Here is a 17,230-nt window from a genome sequence, read left to right on the forward strand (position 1 = left end):
CGGGTGATGCCCGTGGGGAGATCACCTAGCATTCTCCACCAACGACAAGAGATGTTTCATGAATGCGATAGTCCTGGCCATTCTCGTTATGGTCTCCCTTAGTCTTGCCCGCGTATCCGTGGTTTTTGCCCTCATCGTCGCGACATTGGTCGGCGGTCTCTACGCCGGTATGCCACTGAACGACATTCTCGAGGCCTTCAATGATGGACTTGGCAATGGCGCCACCATTGCGCTGTCTTATGCCGTTCTCGGGGCATTTGCCGTCGCGCTCTCCCGCTCGGGTATCACCGAACTTCTCGCCAACAAGGCCATTCAACGCTTCCAGTTGGGTGAGGCGGACAAAGGGCATCGGCTGCTTACGCTAACGTTGCTGGGCGCGCTGCTCGCTGCGGCGATCAGTTCACAGAACCTGATCCCGGTCCACATCGCCTTCATCCCGGTACTCGTCCCACCGCTACTCAAACTGATGAATCATCTGCAGTTGGATCGACGCCTGGCGGCCTGCGTGATCACGTTTGGGATCACGGCTCCCTATATGCTGTTACCCGTGGGGTTCGGTGCCATTTTCCTTAATGACATCCTGCTCGCCAACCTCAACGAGAGTGGTGCGGAACTCGGCCTGGAGATCAGCCCCGGAATGGTCCCGATGGCGATGATCATACCGATCTCGGGTATGGCGCTGGGCCTTGTCGTCGCCGCGGTCTGGAGCTATCGCAAACCACGCCGCTATCAAGATCGGTATCTGGCCCATGGTGATGAAACGCCTAGCGAAGCGGCACAACACCTGGCGCTCTGGCAGAAATGGATTCTGGCTGCCGCACTCGTCGGCACGGTAACCGTCCAATTGCTGACCGACTCCATGGTACTCGGTGGCATCTTCGGATTTGCCCTGCTCTCTGTCAGCGGCGTATTTCGGTGGCGCGAGCAGGACGGAATCTTTACCGAAGGGATGCGAATGATGACGCTGGTCGGCTTCATCATGATCACCGCCGCCGGCTTTGCCAGCGTGATGCAGGAGAGCGGTCAGGTGGAAGCCCTCGTGGAGAGTTCCACGACGCTGATCGGAGACAGTCAAGGGCTGGCGGCGCTGATCATGTTGCTGGTGGGCCTCTTCATCACCATGGGGATTGGTTCATCCTTCTCGACCATTCCCATCATCGCCTCACTGTATGTGCCTCTGGCACTGAACTTCGGTTTTTCCCCCATGGCAACCGTGGCCCTGGTAGGTACCGCTGCGGCATTGGGGGATGCCGGCTCCCCTGCCTCGGACTCGACACTCGGCCCGACTGCGGGCCTCAACGCCGATGGCCAGCACGACCACATCTGGGATAGCGTAGTGCCGACCTTCCTGCACTATAACATTCCGTTGATTGCCTTCGGCTGGATTGCTGCCATGACGTTATGATGTCTGCAGTTGTGCATGGCTAGGCAGACATCTCGGTCTAGCCATGCGTTGAGCCCTGCCATTGGTGACACCGCTTATCGCGACTGACGTCGCTCCCACATAAAACCAGGAGGTCATGGTGTTGTCGGAGCGGCTTCAACCGCGATGCAGAGTTACCGATGGTATGTGATGGCTGCGGTCGAACTATCCGAATACGATACTAATCACGTAAACTTTGAATAGCCAAACTGGTTACCATTGCAGGTGGTCTCTCATGAACAAAGCACAGACGATGACGTTGCTGCAGGAGCACATCCAGACACTCGCACGTGAGTATGGTGTCGAGGAGTTGGCATTATTCGGATCGATGGCCCATGACCAGGCCCGCGACGATAGCGACATCGACATACTGGTTCGGTTTGATGGCCCCGCCACCTCAGCCCGCTACTTCGGCGTGCAGTTCTATCTGGAAGATCTCTTGGGCCACCCTGTCGATCTAGTCACTGACAAGGCGTTGCGTCCCGAGCTAAGACCATTTATTGAGCGTGAGGCGCTTCATGTTCGGTGACCAACCGCCACGTGAGTGGCTTTTTTATCTTGAGGATATGATCGGCTTTGCCGAGAAGGCGCTTGCCTACACGGAAGGCCTGCAACAGCATGAGTTCCTGGCTCATGGACTAACCTATGATGCCACCTTGCGTAATCTGGAGCTGATTGGCGAAGCAGCCACGCGCATTCCCAACGAAGTTCGTGCCGAACACTCGGATATCCCTTGGCGAATGGTCATCGCAACACGCAATCGGTTAATTCATGCATACTTGGGTATCGACACGGATACCATCTGGAGCATTATTCAGGACGATTTACCGGCACTGCTACAGCAGTTACATCAAATTAGAGCCTCTTATCGCGACTGAAGTCGCTTCTACATCGGTGGCAAAGCGTAGCGCGATCTCACGGTCACTCCTGCTTTCCATGATGTTGACTAAGACTGGATTTTCCAGGGCAATGGCGGCGGCATCAGTCGTTCACCGTCATACCCACTGATAGTCCCAAATCGATCACTGCCACGCTCCCAGTCTCGCTGAGCTTCGGCGATCTCGGCCTTGCTGTGCCCGACGAAGTTCCACCAGATCCATATCTCCTCACCCAGCGGCTCACCACCAACCAGGATGGTGCGTCCTCCGGCAGGTAGGGACAGGGTGACGGATGAGCGACCACGGCCCAGATACGCCATCTCGTTGGGCGCGAAGCGGGTCCCTTCGATGTCGAGTTCCCCTTCCAGAGGTAGCAATCCATGCTCGAAATCCTCGCGCAGCGGCAGTGTCACGTCCCCTGCCTGCCGGCCGGCAATATCGAGGCCGACCAATGCCGAGAAGGCCAGTGTGGGCGCTTGATGGCCGGCAAACTCCCCCGTGAGCAGAGTCAAGTCGACTCCGTGTTCTTCCCAGTGAGGCAGGTCGGGATAATGATCGAAGCGAGGGGCGATCTGTCGGGCCGACTCGGGTAAGGCGATCCACAGTTGAGCGGCGTGCAGGTGAGTCTCGCCGGGTACCGATTCCTCGGTGTGGCTGATCCCTCTCCCTGCCGTCATCAGGTTGACCTGGCCGGGCCGAATCACTTGCTCGTGGCCCAGGCTGTCGCGGTGCAAGACCTCGCCCTCGATCATCCAGGTAAAGGTCTGCAGGCCGATATGGGGATGCGGCCCGACGCGAAGGCCACTGGCATCGCCCTTGAAGATGGTGGGTCCTGCGTGACTATGTAAAAGTAGTGGACCACGGCGGATTTGCCCCTGCCGGTCGAGCATTGGGTATCCCCAAGTCGAAGCTCAGTCGTCGTATCATCCAGTTGGAGGAACGTCTGGCGACTCGCCTGATCAACCGCTCGACACGACACTTCGCCGTGACGGAGCTTGGCCAGGCCTATTATCGGCACTGCGTGGCAATGCTGGTGGAAGCGGAGGCTGCCGAGGAGTTGATCGAACGCAATCACGCCGAGCCACGCGGCTGCGTTCTACATGCGGTCTTCCCTTCACGCAGAGGTCTGCTGCCTGCGGTCAGGGCCTTCCTGGATTTTCTAGGCGAGAATATCGCCGATGATGATTTCCTGACCCTTCAGCAGAAAAGGGGTTGCCCATGACCGGCGACACCCACGGTACTGACTTGGCAGGCTTTAGTCATGCAGTGAGCCCTGCCGTGTCTTTAGAAAGATCAACTTCCTTCATGCTCGGCATCCCGACTGCTGAGCGTGTGTTTCAGGCTGACCTTGATCTCGCTCCAGATGGCTACGAAGAACGCGGTCAGGGGAACGGCAAGTATCATGCCGATAATGCCACTCAAGGCCGTGCCCCAGAAGAACAGGGAAATAATCACGAGTGCAGGGTGAAGGCCCGAGCGGTTAGCCATGATTTTCGGTGTCAGCAGCCAGCTTTCCATCAGTTGAACCGCCGCGAATACCAGTCCGGCCAGAAATAGTAATTCAACCCCGCCATCCGGCTGCAGATATCCCATGGGCAGGACCACCAACAGGCCGATCAAGGTGCCCAGGAAGGGGACGATATTCAGCAGTCCCAGCACCAGCCCGGCAAGTACACTGAACTCAAGTCCAATCAGCGTAAATCCCACCACATACAAGGCACCCATGCACACGGCGATGATCAGCTGGCCCTGAAAGAAGGCTGTGACGTATCCCACGAACACATCCATGAAATACAGCGTTTTCTGCTGGGTGGGCTCGTGGAAAACGGATAACAGCTCGGATACCTGCCCCCTTAGCAGGCCGCCGGAAAGCAAGGTGAAGAACAGGAACAAGGGCACGAAACTGATACCCGCCAACAGCCCCAGATAGGACATGATGGTCGTGCCCGGAGTCTCAGTGACGGACAAGGCCGATTGGGACTCCTCCCCATTGCTGTTCTCCATACCGGTGGAAATAATGGAGCTGAGTCCCGGGAAGTGAGTGGAGAAATGTTCCTGCCAACTTGCCAGTGTATCGGGCAAAACGGTCATCAACTGAATGACCTGGCTAACCAGAACGGGAACGAGAAGGTAAATCAAGCCGCCGATACCCACAAAGAAAACCACCAGCAGAAGAATGATGGCCAGCAAGCGCGGTAAGTGAAGCCGTCTCTCGAGCAACTCAACGACAGGGTGAAGCACCAACGCCAGCACACCGGCAACGGCGAGCGGCAGGAGCAAATTGTAGAAAGTATTTATGATCCAGCCAAAAGTCCACACGATGATGCCGATCAGAGTGGTCAACACAACCAGGGACAACATGACCGCCGTGTAGCGAAACAAGCGAAGTTCGGCCGGGTTAAACAGTCGCTTCCCGCAAGCCAGGGGGGCCTGCCTATTATCGGGCATTGCAGATTCCTACGTTGGTTTCTTGCAGATTAGCCGAACATCAAACGTTCAACCCCAGCTACCGCAGGAACCTCTCTCAGCCTCCTGAGTCATCCGATTGCCGGCTATAGCAGGTATCGACATCTGAATGCCGGGCGGGGTCAGCCATCTTCGGCCATTGATACTTGTTCCGTCTGGATTGCGCCTCTCACCATGAACTGATTTAGAGGCATAATGCGTATCCCAATACTTATATAGTTTAAACTCGAGGCATGATCTGTGCGGTGACAAACATATGAGGCGTCATTTTTTTCAGATACGTCTCCGCCCCTTCCCGCACATCGTTTCTGGGGTTGATCGGGGCTAACGCCCACTCGGGCAGGCATGCACGCGCGACTGACGTCGCGCCTACGAAAACCAGCGAGGTGTGGTGGTAGAAGGCGCTGCTACGCTTCGCCACGCAGAGAGGCGATTTCGTCGATCGGCAAGCCGGTCGCTCGCGCAATGGCCGCATCATCCAAACGAGTCGTTCGTATCAGGTTAAGCGCGGTCTCGTGCAAGGCTTCCTGACGACCTTCCTGACGCCCTTCCTGGCGACCTTCCTGCAGCCCTTCCTGTCTCCAACGCTGCGGCCATTGACTGGTTCGTTCCTGCAACATGTCGTATACCTCCTGAAGCTCATCCAGTCGCTCAAAGGATTGCCGTTCTTCTTCGGGCGCCTGACATGGCGCCCAAACACGTTTCAACCAGGCTGTGAAGGCGCGGCGCAGGTCGCTCTGATCCTCAGCATACAACCATTCGACCACACGGCCCAATACCTCCAAAGCTTCATCGATCCCCCGGTAATGCTCCAGATTGAATAATGCCGCGACCAGGTTACGGCCTTCGCTGGACCAGTTCGGGTCGTTGACGATCGCTTTTTCGTCCAGCAGCAGGTAACGCAACTGGGGGCTGTAACGTTCCAGGCCTCCGCTAACGGTTTCGACCATGGCGTGGATATCGAGTGCCGCGTTCCACGGCCTTTCTCCATTATAAAGTACTACAGGCAGTACAGGCGGCAGCTTGCCATTGGGAGTGAAGGCCTTCTGGCGGATCAAATCCTGATACAACAGGCCTAGATAGCTCATGATGCGGACCGGCATGCCATGGTCGACACGACTCTGGAATTCGATCAACAGGTACACATACAGCCAGGTGTCGCCCCACCGAACCCGCCATATGACATCGCTCTCGCGATCGCGCAGTTCATCGGTCACGTAGGAGCCGCTCGCCTTTTCCAGCGAATCCAGATCCAATTCACCGACCCAGGCTTCCTTGACGAAGCCGGTCAATAGGTCTCTCACCATGCGTTGATGCGAAAATAGCAGCTTGTAGCTGCTGTCGTGCTGGGCCATATCGTCGCCCTCCTTGGCTTGATGGTCCCGGGTCCTGGATGTCAATTCCTGATAGCGCGACTGGGCCACGCTAAATTCATATAATCTTATATAATCATGCGATAAATACCACCGCCAAAGCGCCTATGCGTCCATCGCGACTGACATCGTGACTACGAAAGCAGGCTGACAATGTCTGGACGTTTCAGGAACCGGGCTCAATAGCAAGCATGGCTTCACGCAGTTGCTCGACCAGTACGGCGGTGGCCATCGGCAGGGCTCGGTCACTGTGGGTACACAACACCAGCCGGGCCTTGGCGATATGACGATCCTTGAGCGGCTTGAACAGTAATTCGCCTTGAGCCAGTTCCCGGGCGATGTCGAGCCGATTGAGAAAGGCAATCCCCAAGCCGGCCCGTGCCAGCGACTTCAGGCCGAGAATACGATTGCCCGTCGCCAATGGGTCCAGTTCGATATCCGCCGCAGCCAACACCTGTTGCAGCGTGGACCCGTGGAACATCTCGTTACCGGGCAAGATCGCTGGATAGGATTGGCATTCCCGAAGCCACAAGGCCTCTCGCTCGGCCAAGGGATGGTGCGGGGCCAATACCGCCCCGAACTCCAATTCCACCTTCTCGACGAATCGAACCTTGGGCGTCGCCGGGGGATTCATACACAGGCCAAGGTCGGCATCACCACTGACGACCTGCTCGAGTATGTCGTCAGTCAATCCCGTGACCATCATGAACCGTATCCGCGGGAAACCGCCGCTGAATTCGGACAGCACGCGAGGTAACAACTGGTCGGTCAGTGACTCGATCGTGGCGACACGCACCTCGGCGCAACCGGTGCCACGAATCTCCCCCAGGTACTCCTGCAGGCGGCGTTCATCACGCTGCCATTGCTGCACCTGATAGAGAATCAGTTCTCCTGCCGGTGACAGCCGTAACCCACGCGGCAACCGCTCAAACAGAGGGACCCCCAACTCGTCCTCCAGCCTGAGAATCTGCCGGTTGATCGCCGAAGCGGCCACATGCAACTGCTCGGATGCCTTGCGCAGCGATCCTTGTCGCGCCACCTCCTCGAAATAGCGAAGCCCGGGCAGCAACAGGTTCATGCCATCCTCCCACTGTTGCCTTTTCGGCAACGATGAATGCAAAACTTTATTATGGACCAGAACAGAAAGGCACCGCTAGGGTGACAGGACACCACAACAACAAGAGGCTCCATGATGAATACCTCTCCGACTCCTCCCCGCAGCGAGGTGGAACCCGCCGACGAGCGGTTACCTCTGGGCAAGCTTCTCCTGTATGGCTTCCAGCACGTACTGGTGATGGCTGCAGCACCGATTACCGCCGCCTTCCTGATCGGCAATACGCTCGAGTTGCCGGATACCATGACCGTCAGCCTCATGAGCGCGATCTTCCTGGCGTGCGGCCTCGCCGGCATCCTGCAATCGGTCGGCATTCTGGGCTTCGGAGCCCGCTTGCCGTTCATTCAGGTACCCGGTGGTGCGCCATTGGCCATTTTCCTGACCATCGCGCAAGCCACTGACCTGCAGACCGCCACCGGAGCGGTCATCCTGACGGGCGCGTTCTATTTCCTGGCCCTGCCCTTCTTCACCCGGGTGCTGAAGTTCTTCCCGCCCATTGTCGTCGGCACCATGCTACTGCTGGTGGCAATCAACTTGATTCGTATCTTCGGTGGCCTGATTACGGGGCAACCCGATTCGCCAGGATTCGCCAGCATGGGCAGCATTGCCCTGGCGCTGGTGACGATCGGTAGCACTGTGCTCTTTGCGCGTTGCTGCACCGGCATGTGGCAACGCATCAGCGTGATGTTAGGTCTGCTGGCGGGAGCCACCGTGGCGTTCGCCACAGGGGCCATGTCCTTTTCCGGTGTACTCGATGGGCCTCTGGTCGCCGTCCCTGAGCCTTTCCCGTTCGGCATGCCCAAGTTCGATGTGATTGCCTCGCTGCCGTTGCTCATCTTCTGCGTGGTGTCGATGACTGAAGCCACCGGCCAGACCTTGGCGACTGCCGAAATCGTCGAACGTGGAGGCGACCATAAGGCCATCGTGCCTCGCAATATCCGTGCTGACGCTCTCGGCTCATTGATCGGCGGCTGCTTCGGGACCTCGCTGATCATTACCAGTGGCGAGAACATCGGCATCATCCGCGCCACCGGCGTGCGCTCACGGTACGTGACCATCACCGCCGGCGCCATGCTGATCTTCCTGGCCCTGTGCGCGCCGCTTGGACGTCTCGCTCATGCGATACCTACCGCCGTGGTAGCCGGGACTGCCGTGATCGTGTTCGCCATCATCGGAGTAATGGGCATCAACATCCTGCGTCGGGTCGACTTTAACCGGAACGGCAATATGTTCACCCTCGCCGCTGCCCTGGCCATGGGTATCCTGCCTATCGTGGTGCCGGACTTCTACAGTGCGTTTCCCAAGCATCTGCAGATCGTGTTGGGCAATGGCCTCGCCATGGGCACGCTGACCGCCGTGTTGGTCAATATTCTCTTCCATCACCTGGGCGCTCCTCGCCGAGAACGCCAAGGCAACGATACCCCGTCCCCCCTCGAAGCCTCCAAGGGAGACTGATCCATGTCGATCGCGAACTCGAATACCTCTCTGCGTTTTCCGGAGTGTCTGACACATGGCCCATTACTGCTGCTTCCCGAGGAAGTGATGTTGGCCGAAGGCTGCCTGCATGGTCAGGCCGTGCTGATCGATGACGGTGTCTTCCAGGTGGTGGGCGACGCCGAGGCCTTGTGCCGCCGCTATCCCGACCTCGACCCCATCGAGCTACCGGGCCAGCTATTGATGCCGGGTATGATCGATACCCACCACCATCTGACCCAATCACTGGGCAAGTCGCTGGTATTCGGCGAACCGTCGGAAATCTTCAAACGCATCTGGATTCCGCTGGAGACCAGCCTCGACGAGGAAATGGTGCATCTCTCGGCCAAGCTGGCGGCCTTTGAGGCACTGCGTGGCGGCTTCACGACCGTCGTCGACGCCGGCACCCGCTCCCCTGCCGATACCACCGCCATTGCTCAAGCCGCCGAGGAGACGGGACTACGCTGCGTGTTGGGGATGATCTGTAACAACCGAGGAGGCACCGCCAACGTGTCTGATGTGGACATGGACGCGGCGATCCTGCAGCGAGGGGAGTGTCACCTGGCTCGCTGGGAAAACCATCCCCTGGTACGCCCCTCACTGGCGGTATCGATCCCTGAAGTGGCCAGCGATGCCATGCTGCACTCTGCCTCACAGCTGTGCGGAGAAGCCGGTACGATCTTCCAGACTCACGTCAACGAGCACCTTCAGGCCGTGGAACGCTCGCTGGTGGCACAACGCCGGCGGCCGCTTGAGCATCTTCACACTGTGGGTGCCCTGGGTCCCCAGGCGCTGGTGGCCCATGCCACGCTGGTCACCCCCGATGAGCTCAACCTGCTGCGCGATACCGATACCGCCGTGGCTTTCAACCCGGTCGCCAGCGCCTGGAAAGGGAATGCCGTGGCACCGGCACTGCAGATGGCGGCTCTAGGCATCCGTTTCGGACTGGGGACCGACGCCACCCGCAGCGATGGCTTTCGCCTGATGGATGCTGCAGAAACCAGCCAGCGTCTGGCCTTCGGCATGACCACGGGCGACGCGTCATGTGGTGGGGGTTGGCGCTGGCTCGACCATGCCACCCGCGGAGGCGCCGATGCCGCGGGTCTTGCCGGCCTATCCGGCGAGATCAAGCCGGGATGCGCCGCCGACTTCCTTCTGGTCAACATCGACGTGCCGGAAATGACACCCTCCTGGGATCGTCCATGGGAACTCGTGCGTTATGCCAATCGCGACCAGATTGACGCCGTATTCACCAACGGTCGGCTACGACTGTGGCAGGGCTGGCCGATGGAATGGGATGGTCGAGCACTGCTGCGCCAAGCACGCGAAGCCGCCAAGGCCGTGGAAGATGCGCCTATATACCGGGTACATCCAACGGCGGCTGAGCTCCTTTCCCGCCGCTCGGTAGGTTACACAACAGCAGGACAGCAATCGTGATGGAGCCACTTCTTACTTTCACGCTACTGGCCCTGGCGACCGGCGTTGCGGCATTCATCCAGGGCGCGGTGGGGATCGGCTTTGCCCTGGTCGTGGCCCCGGTGATGGGATTGCTGCGACCCGATCTGCTGCCAGTCGCGCTGTTGATATTGATGCTGCCGCTCAATGCCTACGTGGGGCTGCGCGAGCGCGACGCCATCGATTGGCGAGGGGTCGGCTGGGTTAGCCTGGGCCGCTTGCCTGGTACTCTTGCCGGTCTTGGCATTCTTGCGGTGGTTTCCACCAACGGCCTCAACCAGTTGATCGGCGCTTCGACGATCCTCGCCGTGCTGGCAGGGGTCTTCGCCCCGGTATTCCAGCCTGGGCGCGGGGCCTGCGCCACAGTGGGCGTGGTGACCGGCGTGACCGAAACCGCCACCGGGGTGGGCGGACCGCCGTTGGCGCTACTCTACCAGCACAAGCCGGGGCCCGAACTGCGAGCCACCATTGCACTCTGTTTCCTGGTTGGCGAGATCATCTCCTTGATACTGCTTGCCCTGTCCGGTCAGTTCCAACTCCACCAGTGGTTCTGGGCACTCGCACTGCTCCCGGCACTGATTCTCGGCAGCGTGATCAGCCGCCTGGCTCACCACCGCCTCGACGCTCGCCGGATGCGTATCAGCGTATTGTCGTTCGCATTCATTTCCGGATTGGTGCTGTTAATTCCTCGTTGAGAAGATATCTATCTTGGCCGTCGAATCGGAGATGCTATATTGTATCTACGAACCCCGGGGCGATTCATTTTGACATCAAGCACTAAGCGCCTTTAGTACCGCTCCAGGCTCTCTGGATACGACGTTCAGCAAAACTAGCGCGGGGCCGTGAGGTGCCCGGTCCCCACGTTCCCAATGACGGAGCGTGCTAATGCTGATGCCAAATGCCGAGGCAAACTCATTTTGAGACATTCCTAATTTGGCACGAATTTTCTTAACCTCTACGGGACCAAACTCATGTACTATGGCTTTTGACACATGTCCCTTAGAATATTCAACAGCCTCATCCAGGCCCTGCTTTATGCTTGCAAATGCGCTACTCATATTAATCACCATAGCTTTGAAGCAATAGGCTAGTCAGCTTGCTCAATTCATTACGCTCTGACTTTGAGACATTCGCCTTCTCACCCTTGCCGAAAACTGTCAAAAGGAACAGCGGTATACTGCCATTATGGTAGTAATAGATAACCCTTACCCCACCACTTTTGCCTTTCCCCTGCGCCGACCAACGAAGCTTCCTGATTCCTCCAGTCCCCTGAACAATGTCTCCGGCCTGCGGATGGAAAGATAAGTAATTGATAATACTATACTTTTCATCGTTACTGAGAAGGTTTGAAGCCCGTTTGATGAATTCAGGAAGTTCGACGATGGTTTGCATGCATTAAATAGTAATCCAATGGATTACTTTGGGTCAAGCAGAGCCCCCTCTGCCAAACCGCGTTGTCAGGATACGCTGTTGCTTGAGTGGAGATGGTCCCTGCCCAGTTGGTCAAGGCGCATTACGCCCAGCAGCGCCATGTTACGTGCCACTTCGTCTGACATGAGACGAATGGCATGCGATACACCCGCTTCGCCGGCATAGGCTGCGACGTAGTTGAATGGTCTGCCGATAAAGACGAACCGTGCTCCCAGAGCCAGGGCCTTGAGCACGTCCGTGTTTCTCCGAAAGCCACTATCAACCATCACCGGCAGGTCCCCGACGGCATCCACGACAGCCGGCAACGCCCGCAGCATGGCGACGGTACTGTTCAACCGGCGTCCGCCATGGTTAGAGACAATGATGCCGTCAGCCCCTGCATCACGGGCTTTGATCGCATCATCGGGATGCAGGATCCCCTTGACGACTAGCCGTCCTGGCCACACTTCCCTCACCCGCTGCAGGTAACGCCAGTTAAGGTGCAAGTCCTGTGATGAATCGATAGGTCAAGCATTGCCGTTGACACTATTGGGCGGTCTCTCCCCTCGCAAGGCATGAAGCAGGTTATCCACGGCACACTGCGCCATCGCGGCGCGGGTCTCATGCGTGGCGGAGCCAATGTGCGGCAGCGCCACGACCTGTGGTAGTTGCAGCAGCGGCGAGTCCGCCGCCAGCGGTTCTCGTTCATACACGTCGAGCCCAGCCCCAGCGATCCAGCCCTCCTGCAACGCCTGGATCAAGGCGCCTTCCTCGACAACCGGACCGCGGGCAATATTGATCAGAATCGCCGAACGCTGCATACGCCGAAAGGCGTCGCGGCCGATCAGATGACGCGTCTCATTGGTCAACGGTACCGTCACGCATACGAAGTCAGAGCACTCCAACAGTTCATTGAGCGAACAGTGCTGCGCGCCCAGCTCGGCTTCCAAGTGAGGCTTCGGCGAGGCATTGCTGTAGACGACCGACATGCCGAACCCCAGCGCGCCACGTCGCGCCACCGCCGCACCGATCCGTCCCATACCGATCAGTCCGAGTGTCTTGCCGTGGACATCGCGCCCAAAGTGCGGTTCGTCGATATGCATCTGCCAGTGCCCCTGGCGGACGAACCGGTCGAGTTCCGGTACGCGTCGGGCCGCGGCCATGATCAGCGCGAAGCCGGTGTCGGCGGTGGTCTCGGTCAGCACGTCTGGCGTATTGCATAGCAGAATCCCGCGGCGGGTCATCTCTTCAACCGGAAAATTATCGTAGCCGACCGAGATCGTAGCGATTACTTCCAGGTTCGGTGCATCGTCAAGCATTTGAGGCGTAACCATGAGCTTGCCCCCGATCAGACCATGGGCCTCGTATAGTGCCTCGCGAAAGCGCGCAGCATTTCCCGCATCGAGATCAGGGAAATGGTCGACGTAAAACTCCCGCTTGAGTTGTTCGAGATGTGCTGCATGCAGGCGCCTTACCGCCACGACCCGCTTTCGCATAGAGCCTCCTTCCTTCTCAAACGACCACCAGGCTCATGCTATCGGAAAGCCTACACGTCCCGGCATGGCGAAGCCTCGGGTATCGAGGGCACTCTTGAGTGCTTGACACTGCGTGTCATCAAGCTCAACCAGCGGGGGACGCACGCGACGCCACTGGGCATCCTCACTGTACTGGGCCGTTGCCGCCTTGAGTGCGGGTATCATCGGGAAACGCTCGAATTCGCGACGCAGGCCAGACAGTGCCGCCTGTCGGGACTCGGCATCATCCTCGTGCCAGGTACGTGCGAGGGCGGCGATCGGCCCGGGATTGACATTGGCTGTGGCGCTTATGCATCCTGCCCCACCGGCACACAAGGTATCGAGCAGGAAGTGCTCGCTGCCGGCATAGATGTCGATCTCCCCACCAAATGCGCGAATCATCGCCAGGGTATTGTCCCAATCTCCCGAACTGTCCTTGATCCCGGCGATAGTGCCGGGGTAAGCCTTGAGCAAACGCTCGACGAGCCCTAGTGTCAGTGGTACCTGCGACACCGGCGGGATGTGGTAAAGAAAGACCTTCAGTGACGATGTCGCCACCTGCTCGATGACCGCCGAGAAATAACGGAATAGCCCCTCATCAGAGACTCCCTTGTAATAAAATGGCGGCAGCATCAACACCCCGGCACAGCCATTGTCGACGGCGTGGCGAGTGAGTTCCACCGTATCGCCGATAGCGCAGTTGCCGGTGCCTGGCATGAGGCGTTCACCGGGGATGCCAGCTTCGGCGAGAGCATCGATGAGCTGACGCTTCTCGGCTAGTGTCATCGAGTTGGCTTCAGAGTTGGTTCCGAAAATGGCCAGGTCGACATCGTTTTCGAGTAACCAGCGACAGTGCGTGACGAAACGCTGCGAATCCACCGACAGATCGTCCGCAAATGGTGTGATCACGGGTGACCATACGCGACCAGTATGGAGAGACTGATTCATGGTGTCCTCGGGTTGATGATAGTTATTGCCAGTCGTCGATCGCGTAGCGAGCGAGCGCCTCGGTATCAAAGTCGAAGCCTAGTCCTGGCGTGGTCGGTAGCGACAGATTCCCATCAGCGAACTCGAGCTGGGTGTCGATCAGACGACGGAAATTCAGGACCTGGTCATCGGCGAAGAACTCGACGAAGGGCGCATTGGGAGCCGCTGCCACCAAATGCACATGCAGATCATGAAACCAGTGCGGATACACCTCGACACCATAACTGGCGGCGGTGGCAGTAATTCGACGAAACTCGGTGATTCCGCCACACACCGCGGCATCGGTCTGCAAGATCATCGCCGCTTCCTTGTCCAGCAGCTCCTTGAAGCGCCAGCGTCCGGCTTCGATCTCTCCAGTGGCCACCGGCACCGGGGTCCGCTCGGCCAGACGGCGGTGATTGTCGATATCATCGGGACTGAACGGTTCCTCGATCCAGTAGGGGTCGTAGGGCTCAGCCATGCGCATGAAAGCCAGTGCCGACGGTAGGTCGCGCCAAGCGTTGTTGGCATCCATCATTACCAAGACGTCCGGCCCCACAGCCTCACGGACGGCTGCTAGGCGGGCTTCTTCATCGGCCAAACGCTCACGCCCCACCTTCAACTTTACTGCCTTGAAGCCTTGGTCTACATAGCTACGCATTTCATCCGCTAAGTGCTGCGGCGTCTTGCCTTCCAAGTAATAACCACCACTGGCGTAGGCTGGGACACTTTCCGTCTCGTTGGCCCCGAGCAACTTGTAGAGCGGCAGTTCGGCCGCACGGGCGTTACGATCCCAAAGCGCTGTATCGACAATGCTGATGGCACGCATCACCGAGCCGGTACGCCCATGCAGCAGCGCCTCCTGGTACATCTCGCGCCATAGCCCCTCCACGCGGTGGGTGTCCTGTCCCAGCAACACGGGCTTGAGCAACTCACGTACCGCCAACGTAACCAGTTGACCGGCATTGCTACCGCCATAGCAGAAGCCGATGCCGACGTGACCGTCGTCACCGGTTACTTCCACCAAGGCATAATCGCGCTTGAGTACGCGGCGGTTGGAGAAGCTGGTAGGTTGGTCCAGCGGCACGCTGACTGTCCTGGCGCGCACATCAGTGATACGAGTCATGGGATTCTCCTTAGTTCGTCTTGTCTATTGAGTGCGGATCATCTTGAACAGCGATTTGATCCAGCGGAAGAAAGGTGTGGCCTGCAAAAAAGACAGCAGAGCGATCAGAAGCAACACGGTGGCGATGGGGCTTTCGAGAAAGACCCAGAAGCTGTCTTGACCAATCAGCATCGACTGCTTGTAACTTTTCTCCATGACCGGACCAAGAATCAGTCCAATCACCATAGGCGCTGGTGAGATATCGGCCTTGACCATCCAGTAGCCGAAGGCGCCGAAAGCCAGCATCAACCCGACATCGAAGAAGCTGTTGTTGATCGCGAAGGAGCCGATGATGCACAGCGTAATGATGGCACAGGCCACGAACCCATCGGGTATGCGCGTCACGCCCACGCACAGTTTGGTAAACATCAACCCGACTACCAACAACGCAAAATTCGCCAGAATCACCGCCCAGATAAGGGTAAAGGTAATCTCGCCATGGTCGGTGAGCAGATTAGGTCCAGGCAGGATGCCCTGAACCATCAAAGCGCCTAGCAGTATGGCGGTTGATGAACTGCCAGGAATGCCCAGCGCGATGGTCGGGATCAACGCCCCACCCACTACGGCGTTATTGGCCGCCTCCGGTGCCGCTACTCCGGCGATGTTGCCTTTGCCGAAACTCGCCTTGTCCTTGGAGAAGCGCTTGGCCTCGTTGTAAGCGAACCAACTCGCCGTATCACCGCCGGTTCCCGGAATTAACCCCGTGGCGATACCGATGCAGCCAGAGCGCAGGATGTTGGGCATCAATCGTTTGAGTTCAGACACCTTCGGTACCAGGCGGTCCTTGATAGCGCTCGCCACCTTGCTCGGTGACCCGGTCTTTTCAATTAACAGCAGCGCCTGCGGCACAGAGAACAAACCGATCAAGGCGACAGTGAAGTCGATCCCGGAGAACAGGTTGATATTGCCGAATGCCATGCGTGGCGTGCCGGTGGTGGTATCCATCCCTACGGTGCTGACAAGCAATCCCAGACCGCCGGAGAGTAAGCCTGGAACGACCGAGCCCTGCGACAGTGAGCCGATGATGGTCATGCCCAGCACAGCAATGGCGAAGAGTTCGACAGGGCCGAATTCGAGCACCATGACCCCGAGTAGCGGTGCTGCCGTGAGCAGTGCTACACCACTCATCAGCCCACCGAAAAATGACGAGAACAGTGATATGCCCAGCGCTTTACCCGCTTGGCCCTGCTCAGACAACGGGTATCCGTCCATGACTGTGGCTGCAGCAGCGGGGGTACCCGGCGTGCGCAACAGGATGGCGGCGATGGAACCGGCATAAGACGCCCCGACGTATAGCGCCGCCAACATGCTGAGACCAGTAGCCGGCTCAAGAGTAAAGGTCAGCGGCAACAGCAGCGCCAAGGCCATGGTGGCGGAAAGCCCTGGCATCGCGCCTACAAACAGCCCGAGCAAGGTACCGAGCAAAACCAGTGAGATGTTCGTGAGTGAGAGGACATTGGTCAGCCCACCCAAAATCAGTGCCAAGTCCATTGAGAGTCTCCCGATCGGACCAGGATCAATGTGCTATAGAAAGGTGGGAAATAGCGGAATGGGTAGCCTGAGGAACCCCAGGAACACCACGCCGACAACGGCCGTGAGCCCCCCGATGCCGATGAGCGCAAACCGGAGAGACACGGTTCGTACCGTCAAAAGGACAATGGACATGAACAGAACGGTAGACACGATGTAGCCGAGATATCGGATTGCGATCAGATAGGCCACGCTCAACAGGTAGACACTCGCCACGCGCCACATTCTATCGAATCTCGGTGTATAACCTTGGCTTTTGTCCTGCTCACCTCCCTGCTCCGTGACGGTCTTTTTCCTGGTCAGCTCGCCCAAGATGAGAAGCCCGGAAAGGATAGCGACCGCCACGGAATATATGATGGGCATTTGAGCCGCTTCGCCCGGATAGCCCAATGCGTTGATATAGAAAAATCCAGCGAGTATCAGGCCAAAAAATCCCATGACCAAGCGGCTCGTATTCACATTA

The 17,230-nt window shown here is 58.2% G+C and carries 19 protein-coding genes; 7 read left to right on the top strand and 12 right to left on the bottom strand.

Annotated features, from left to right (window positions below):
• Nucleotides 1-58 precede the first annotated feature (58 nt).
• The 3 genes from BLW01_RS12360 to BLW01_RS12370 all read left to right on the top strand — a co-directional run bounded on the left by BLW01_RS12360 (nt 59) and on the right by BLW01_RS12370 (nt 2,301).
• Nucleotides 59-1,405, top strand: coding sequence for a Na+/H+ antiporter family protein (locus BLW01_RS12360; protein ID WP_092570166.1), 1,347 nt, complete (start codon nt 59-61; stop codon nt 1,403-1,405).
• Nucleotides 1,406-1,658: 253 nt separating this feature from the next.
• Nucleotides 1,659-1,952, top strand: a complete 294-nt coding sequence (locus tag BLW01_RS12365) for a nucleotidyltransferase family protein (protein ID WP_092570168.1) — start codon at nt 1,659-1,661, stop codon at nt 1,950-1,952.
• Nucleotides 1,942-2,301: a HepT-like ribonuclease domain-containing protein gene (locus BLW01_RS12370; RefSeq protein WP_092570170.1), complete on the top strand. Its 360-nt coding sequence runs from the start codon at nt 1,942-1,944 to the stop codon at nt 2,299-2,301. Before BLW01_RS12365 ends, BLW01_RS12370 begins: the two co-directional genes overlap by 11 nt.
• 68 nt (nt 2,302-2,369) lie before the next feature.
• On the opposite strand, the gene BLW01_RS12375 is transcribed toward BLW01_RS12370, so the two are convergent.
• Nucleotides 2,370-3,191, bottom strand: a complete 822-nt coding sequence (locus tag BLW01_RS12375) for a pirin family protein (protein WP_092570172.1) — start codon at nt 3,189-3,191, stop codon at nt 2,370-2,372.
• Between BLW01_RS12375 and BLW01_RS19020 the strand changes: the two genes are divergently transcribed.
• The gene (locus BLW01_RS19020) at nt 3,191-3,523 is read left to right on the top strand and encodes a LysR family transcriptional regulator (protein ID WP_229806505.1); all 333 of its coding nucleotides are present in this window, start codon (nt 3,191-3,193) and stop codon (nt 3,521-3,523) included. The two genes, BLW01_RS12375 and BLW01_RS19020, sit on opposite strands and share 1 nt — an antisense overlap.
• Nucleotides 3,524-3,594: 71 nt before the next feature.
• Here BLW01_RS19020 and BLW01_RS12385 read toward each other — a convergent pair whose 3' ends face one another.
• From BLW01_RS12385 to BLW01_RS12395, 3 genes are all read right to left on the bottom strand, one after another.
• Nucleotides 3,595-4,749, bottom strand: a complete 1,155-nt coding sequence (locus BLW01_RS12385; protein WP_092570174.1) for an AI-2E family transporter — start codon at nt 4,747-4,749, stop codon at nt 3,595-3,597.
• Between the two features lie 425 nt (nt 4,750-5,174).
• Nucleotides 5,175-6,122, bottom strand: coding sequence for an Rpn family recombination-promoting nuclease/putative transposase (locus BLW01_RS12390; protein ID WP_092570176.1), 948 nt, complete (start codon nt 6,120-6,122; stop codon nt 5,175-5,177).
• Between the two features lie 184 nt (nt 6,123-6,306).
• Nucleotides 6,307-7,218: a LysR family transcriptional regulator gene (locus BLW01_RS12395; protein WP_092570178.1), complete on the bottom strand. Its 912-nt coding sequence runs from the start codon at nt 7,216-7,218 to the stop codon at nt 6,307-6,309.
• Between the two features lie 111 nt (nt 7,219-7,329).
• On the opposite strand from BLW01_RS12395, the gene BLW01_RS12400 reads away from it, so the two are divergent.
• The 3 genes from BLW01_RS12400 to BLW01_RS12410 are packed head-to-tail and all read left to right on the top strand — an operon-like array spanning nt 7,330 to nt 10,877.
• Complete coding sequence (locus BLW01_RS12400) at nt 7,330-8,709, top strand: uracil-xanthine permease family protein (RefSeq protein ID WP_217635533.1); 1,380 nt, start codon at nt 7,330-7,332, stop codon at nt 8,707-8,709.
• Nucleotides 8,710-8,712: 3 nt separating this feature from the next.
• Nucleotides 8,713-10,164, top strand: a complete 1,452-nt coding sequence (locus BLW01_RS12405) for an amidohydrolase family protein (protein WP_092570180.1) — start codon at nt 8,713-8,715, stop codon at nt 10,162-10,164.
• Nucleotides 10,164-10,877 (top strand): sulfite exporter TauE/SafE family protein, encoded by a 714-nt coding sequence (locus tag BLW01_RS12410; RefSeq protein ID WP_092570181.1) that lies wholly within the window; start codon nt 10,164-10,166, stop codon nt 10,875-10,877. The genes BLW01_RS12405 and BLW01_RS12410 overlap by 1 nt, the downstream gene beginning before the upstream one ends.
• A 75-nt stretch (nt 10,878-10,952) precedes the next feature.
• Here the strand turns inward: BLW01_RS12410 and nadS are convergent, their stop codons facing one another.
• From nadS to BLW01_RS12450, 8 genes are all read right to left on the bottom strand, one after another.
• A complete protein-coding gene (gene nadS, locus BLW01_RS19025) occupies nt 10,953-11,252 on the bottom strand; it encodes a NadS family protein (RefSeq protein ID WP_376921570.1) in 300 nt (99 codons plus the stop codon).
• Nucleotides 11,242-11,574 carry a type II toxin-antitoxin system RelE/ParE family toxin gene (locus BLW01_RS12420; RefSeq protein WP_092570185.1) on the bottom strand — a complete coding sequence of 111 codons (333 nt, stop codon included), beginning with the start codon at nt 11,572-11,574 and terminating at the stop codon, nt 11,242-11,244. The genes nadS and BLW01_RS12420 overlap by 11 nt, the downstream gene beginning before the upstream one ends.
• A 65-nt stretch (nt 11,575-11,639) precedes the next feature.
• Entirely contained in the window at nt 11,640-12,098 is a 459-nt protein-coding gene (locus tag BLW01_RS12425; protein WP_268244674.1) for an alpha-hydroxy acid oxidase, read from the bottom strand.
• Nucleotides 12,099-12,119: 21 nt separating this feature from the next.
• Nucleotides 12,120-13,088 carry a 2-hydroxyacid dehydrogenase gene (locus BLW01_RS12430; protein WP_092570187.1) on the bottom strand — a complete coding sequence of 323 codons (969 nt, stop codon included), beginning with the start codon at nt 13,086-13,088 and terminating at the stop codon, nt 12,120-12,122.
• Nucleotides 13,089-13,121: 33 nt separating this feature from the next.
• Nucleotides 13,122-14,054, bottom strand: a complete 933-nt coding sequence (locus tag BLW01_RS12435; RefSeq protein WP_092570189.1) for a dihydrodipicolinate synthase family protein — start codon at nt 14,052-14,054, stop codon at nt 13,122-13,124.
• A gap of 22 nt (nt 14,055-14,076) precedes the next feature.
• The gene (locus tag BLW01_RS12440; protein WP_092570190.1) at nt 14,077-15,198 is read right to left on the bottom strand and encodes a mandelate racemase/muconate lactonizing enzyme family protein; all 1,122 of its coding nucleotides are present in this window, start codon (nt 15,196-15,198) and stop codon (nt 14,077-14,079) included.
• Between the two features lie 24 nt (nt 15,199-15,222).
• Nucleotides 15,223-16,728, bottom strand: a complete 1,506-nt coding sequence (locus tag BLW01_RS12445) for a tripartite tricarboxylate transporter permease (RefSeq protein ID WP_092570192.1) — start codon at nt 16,726-16,728, stop codon at nt 15,223-15,225.
• 33 nt (nt 16,729-16,761) lie between these two features.
• Nucleotides 16,762-17,226 carry a tripartite tricarboxylate transporter TctB family protein gene (locus BLW01_RS12450; RefSeq protein ID WP_092570194.1) on the bottom strand — a complete coding sequence of 155 codons (465 nt, stop codon included), beginning with the start codon at nt 17,224-17,226 and terminating at the stop codon, nt 16,762-16,764.
• Between the last annotated feature and the right edge of the window lie 4 nt (nt 17,227-17,230).

Source organism: Aidingimonas halophila (genome assembly GCF_900106955.1).
Classification (GTDB): Bacteria; Pseudomonadota; Gammaproteobacteria; order Pseudomonadales; family Halomonadaceae; genus Aidingimonas; species Aidingimonas halophila.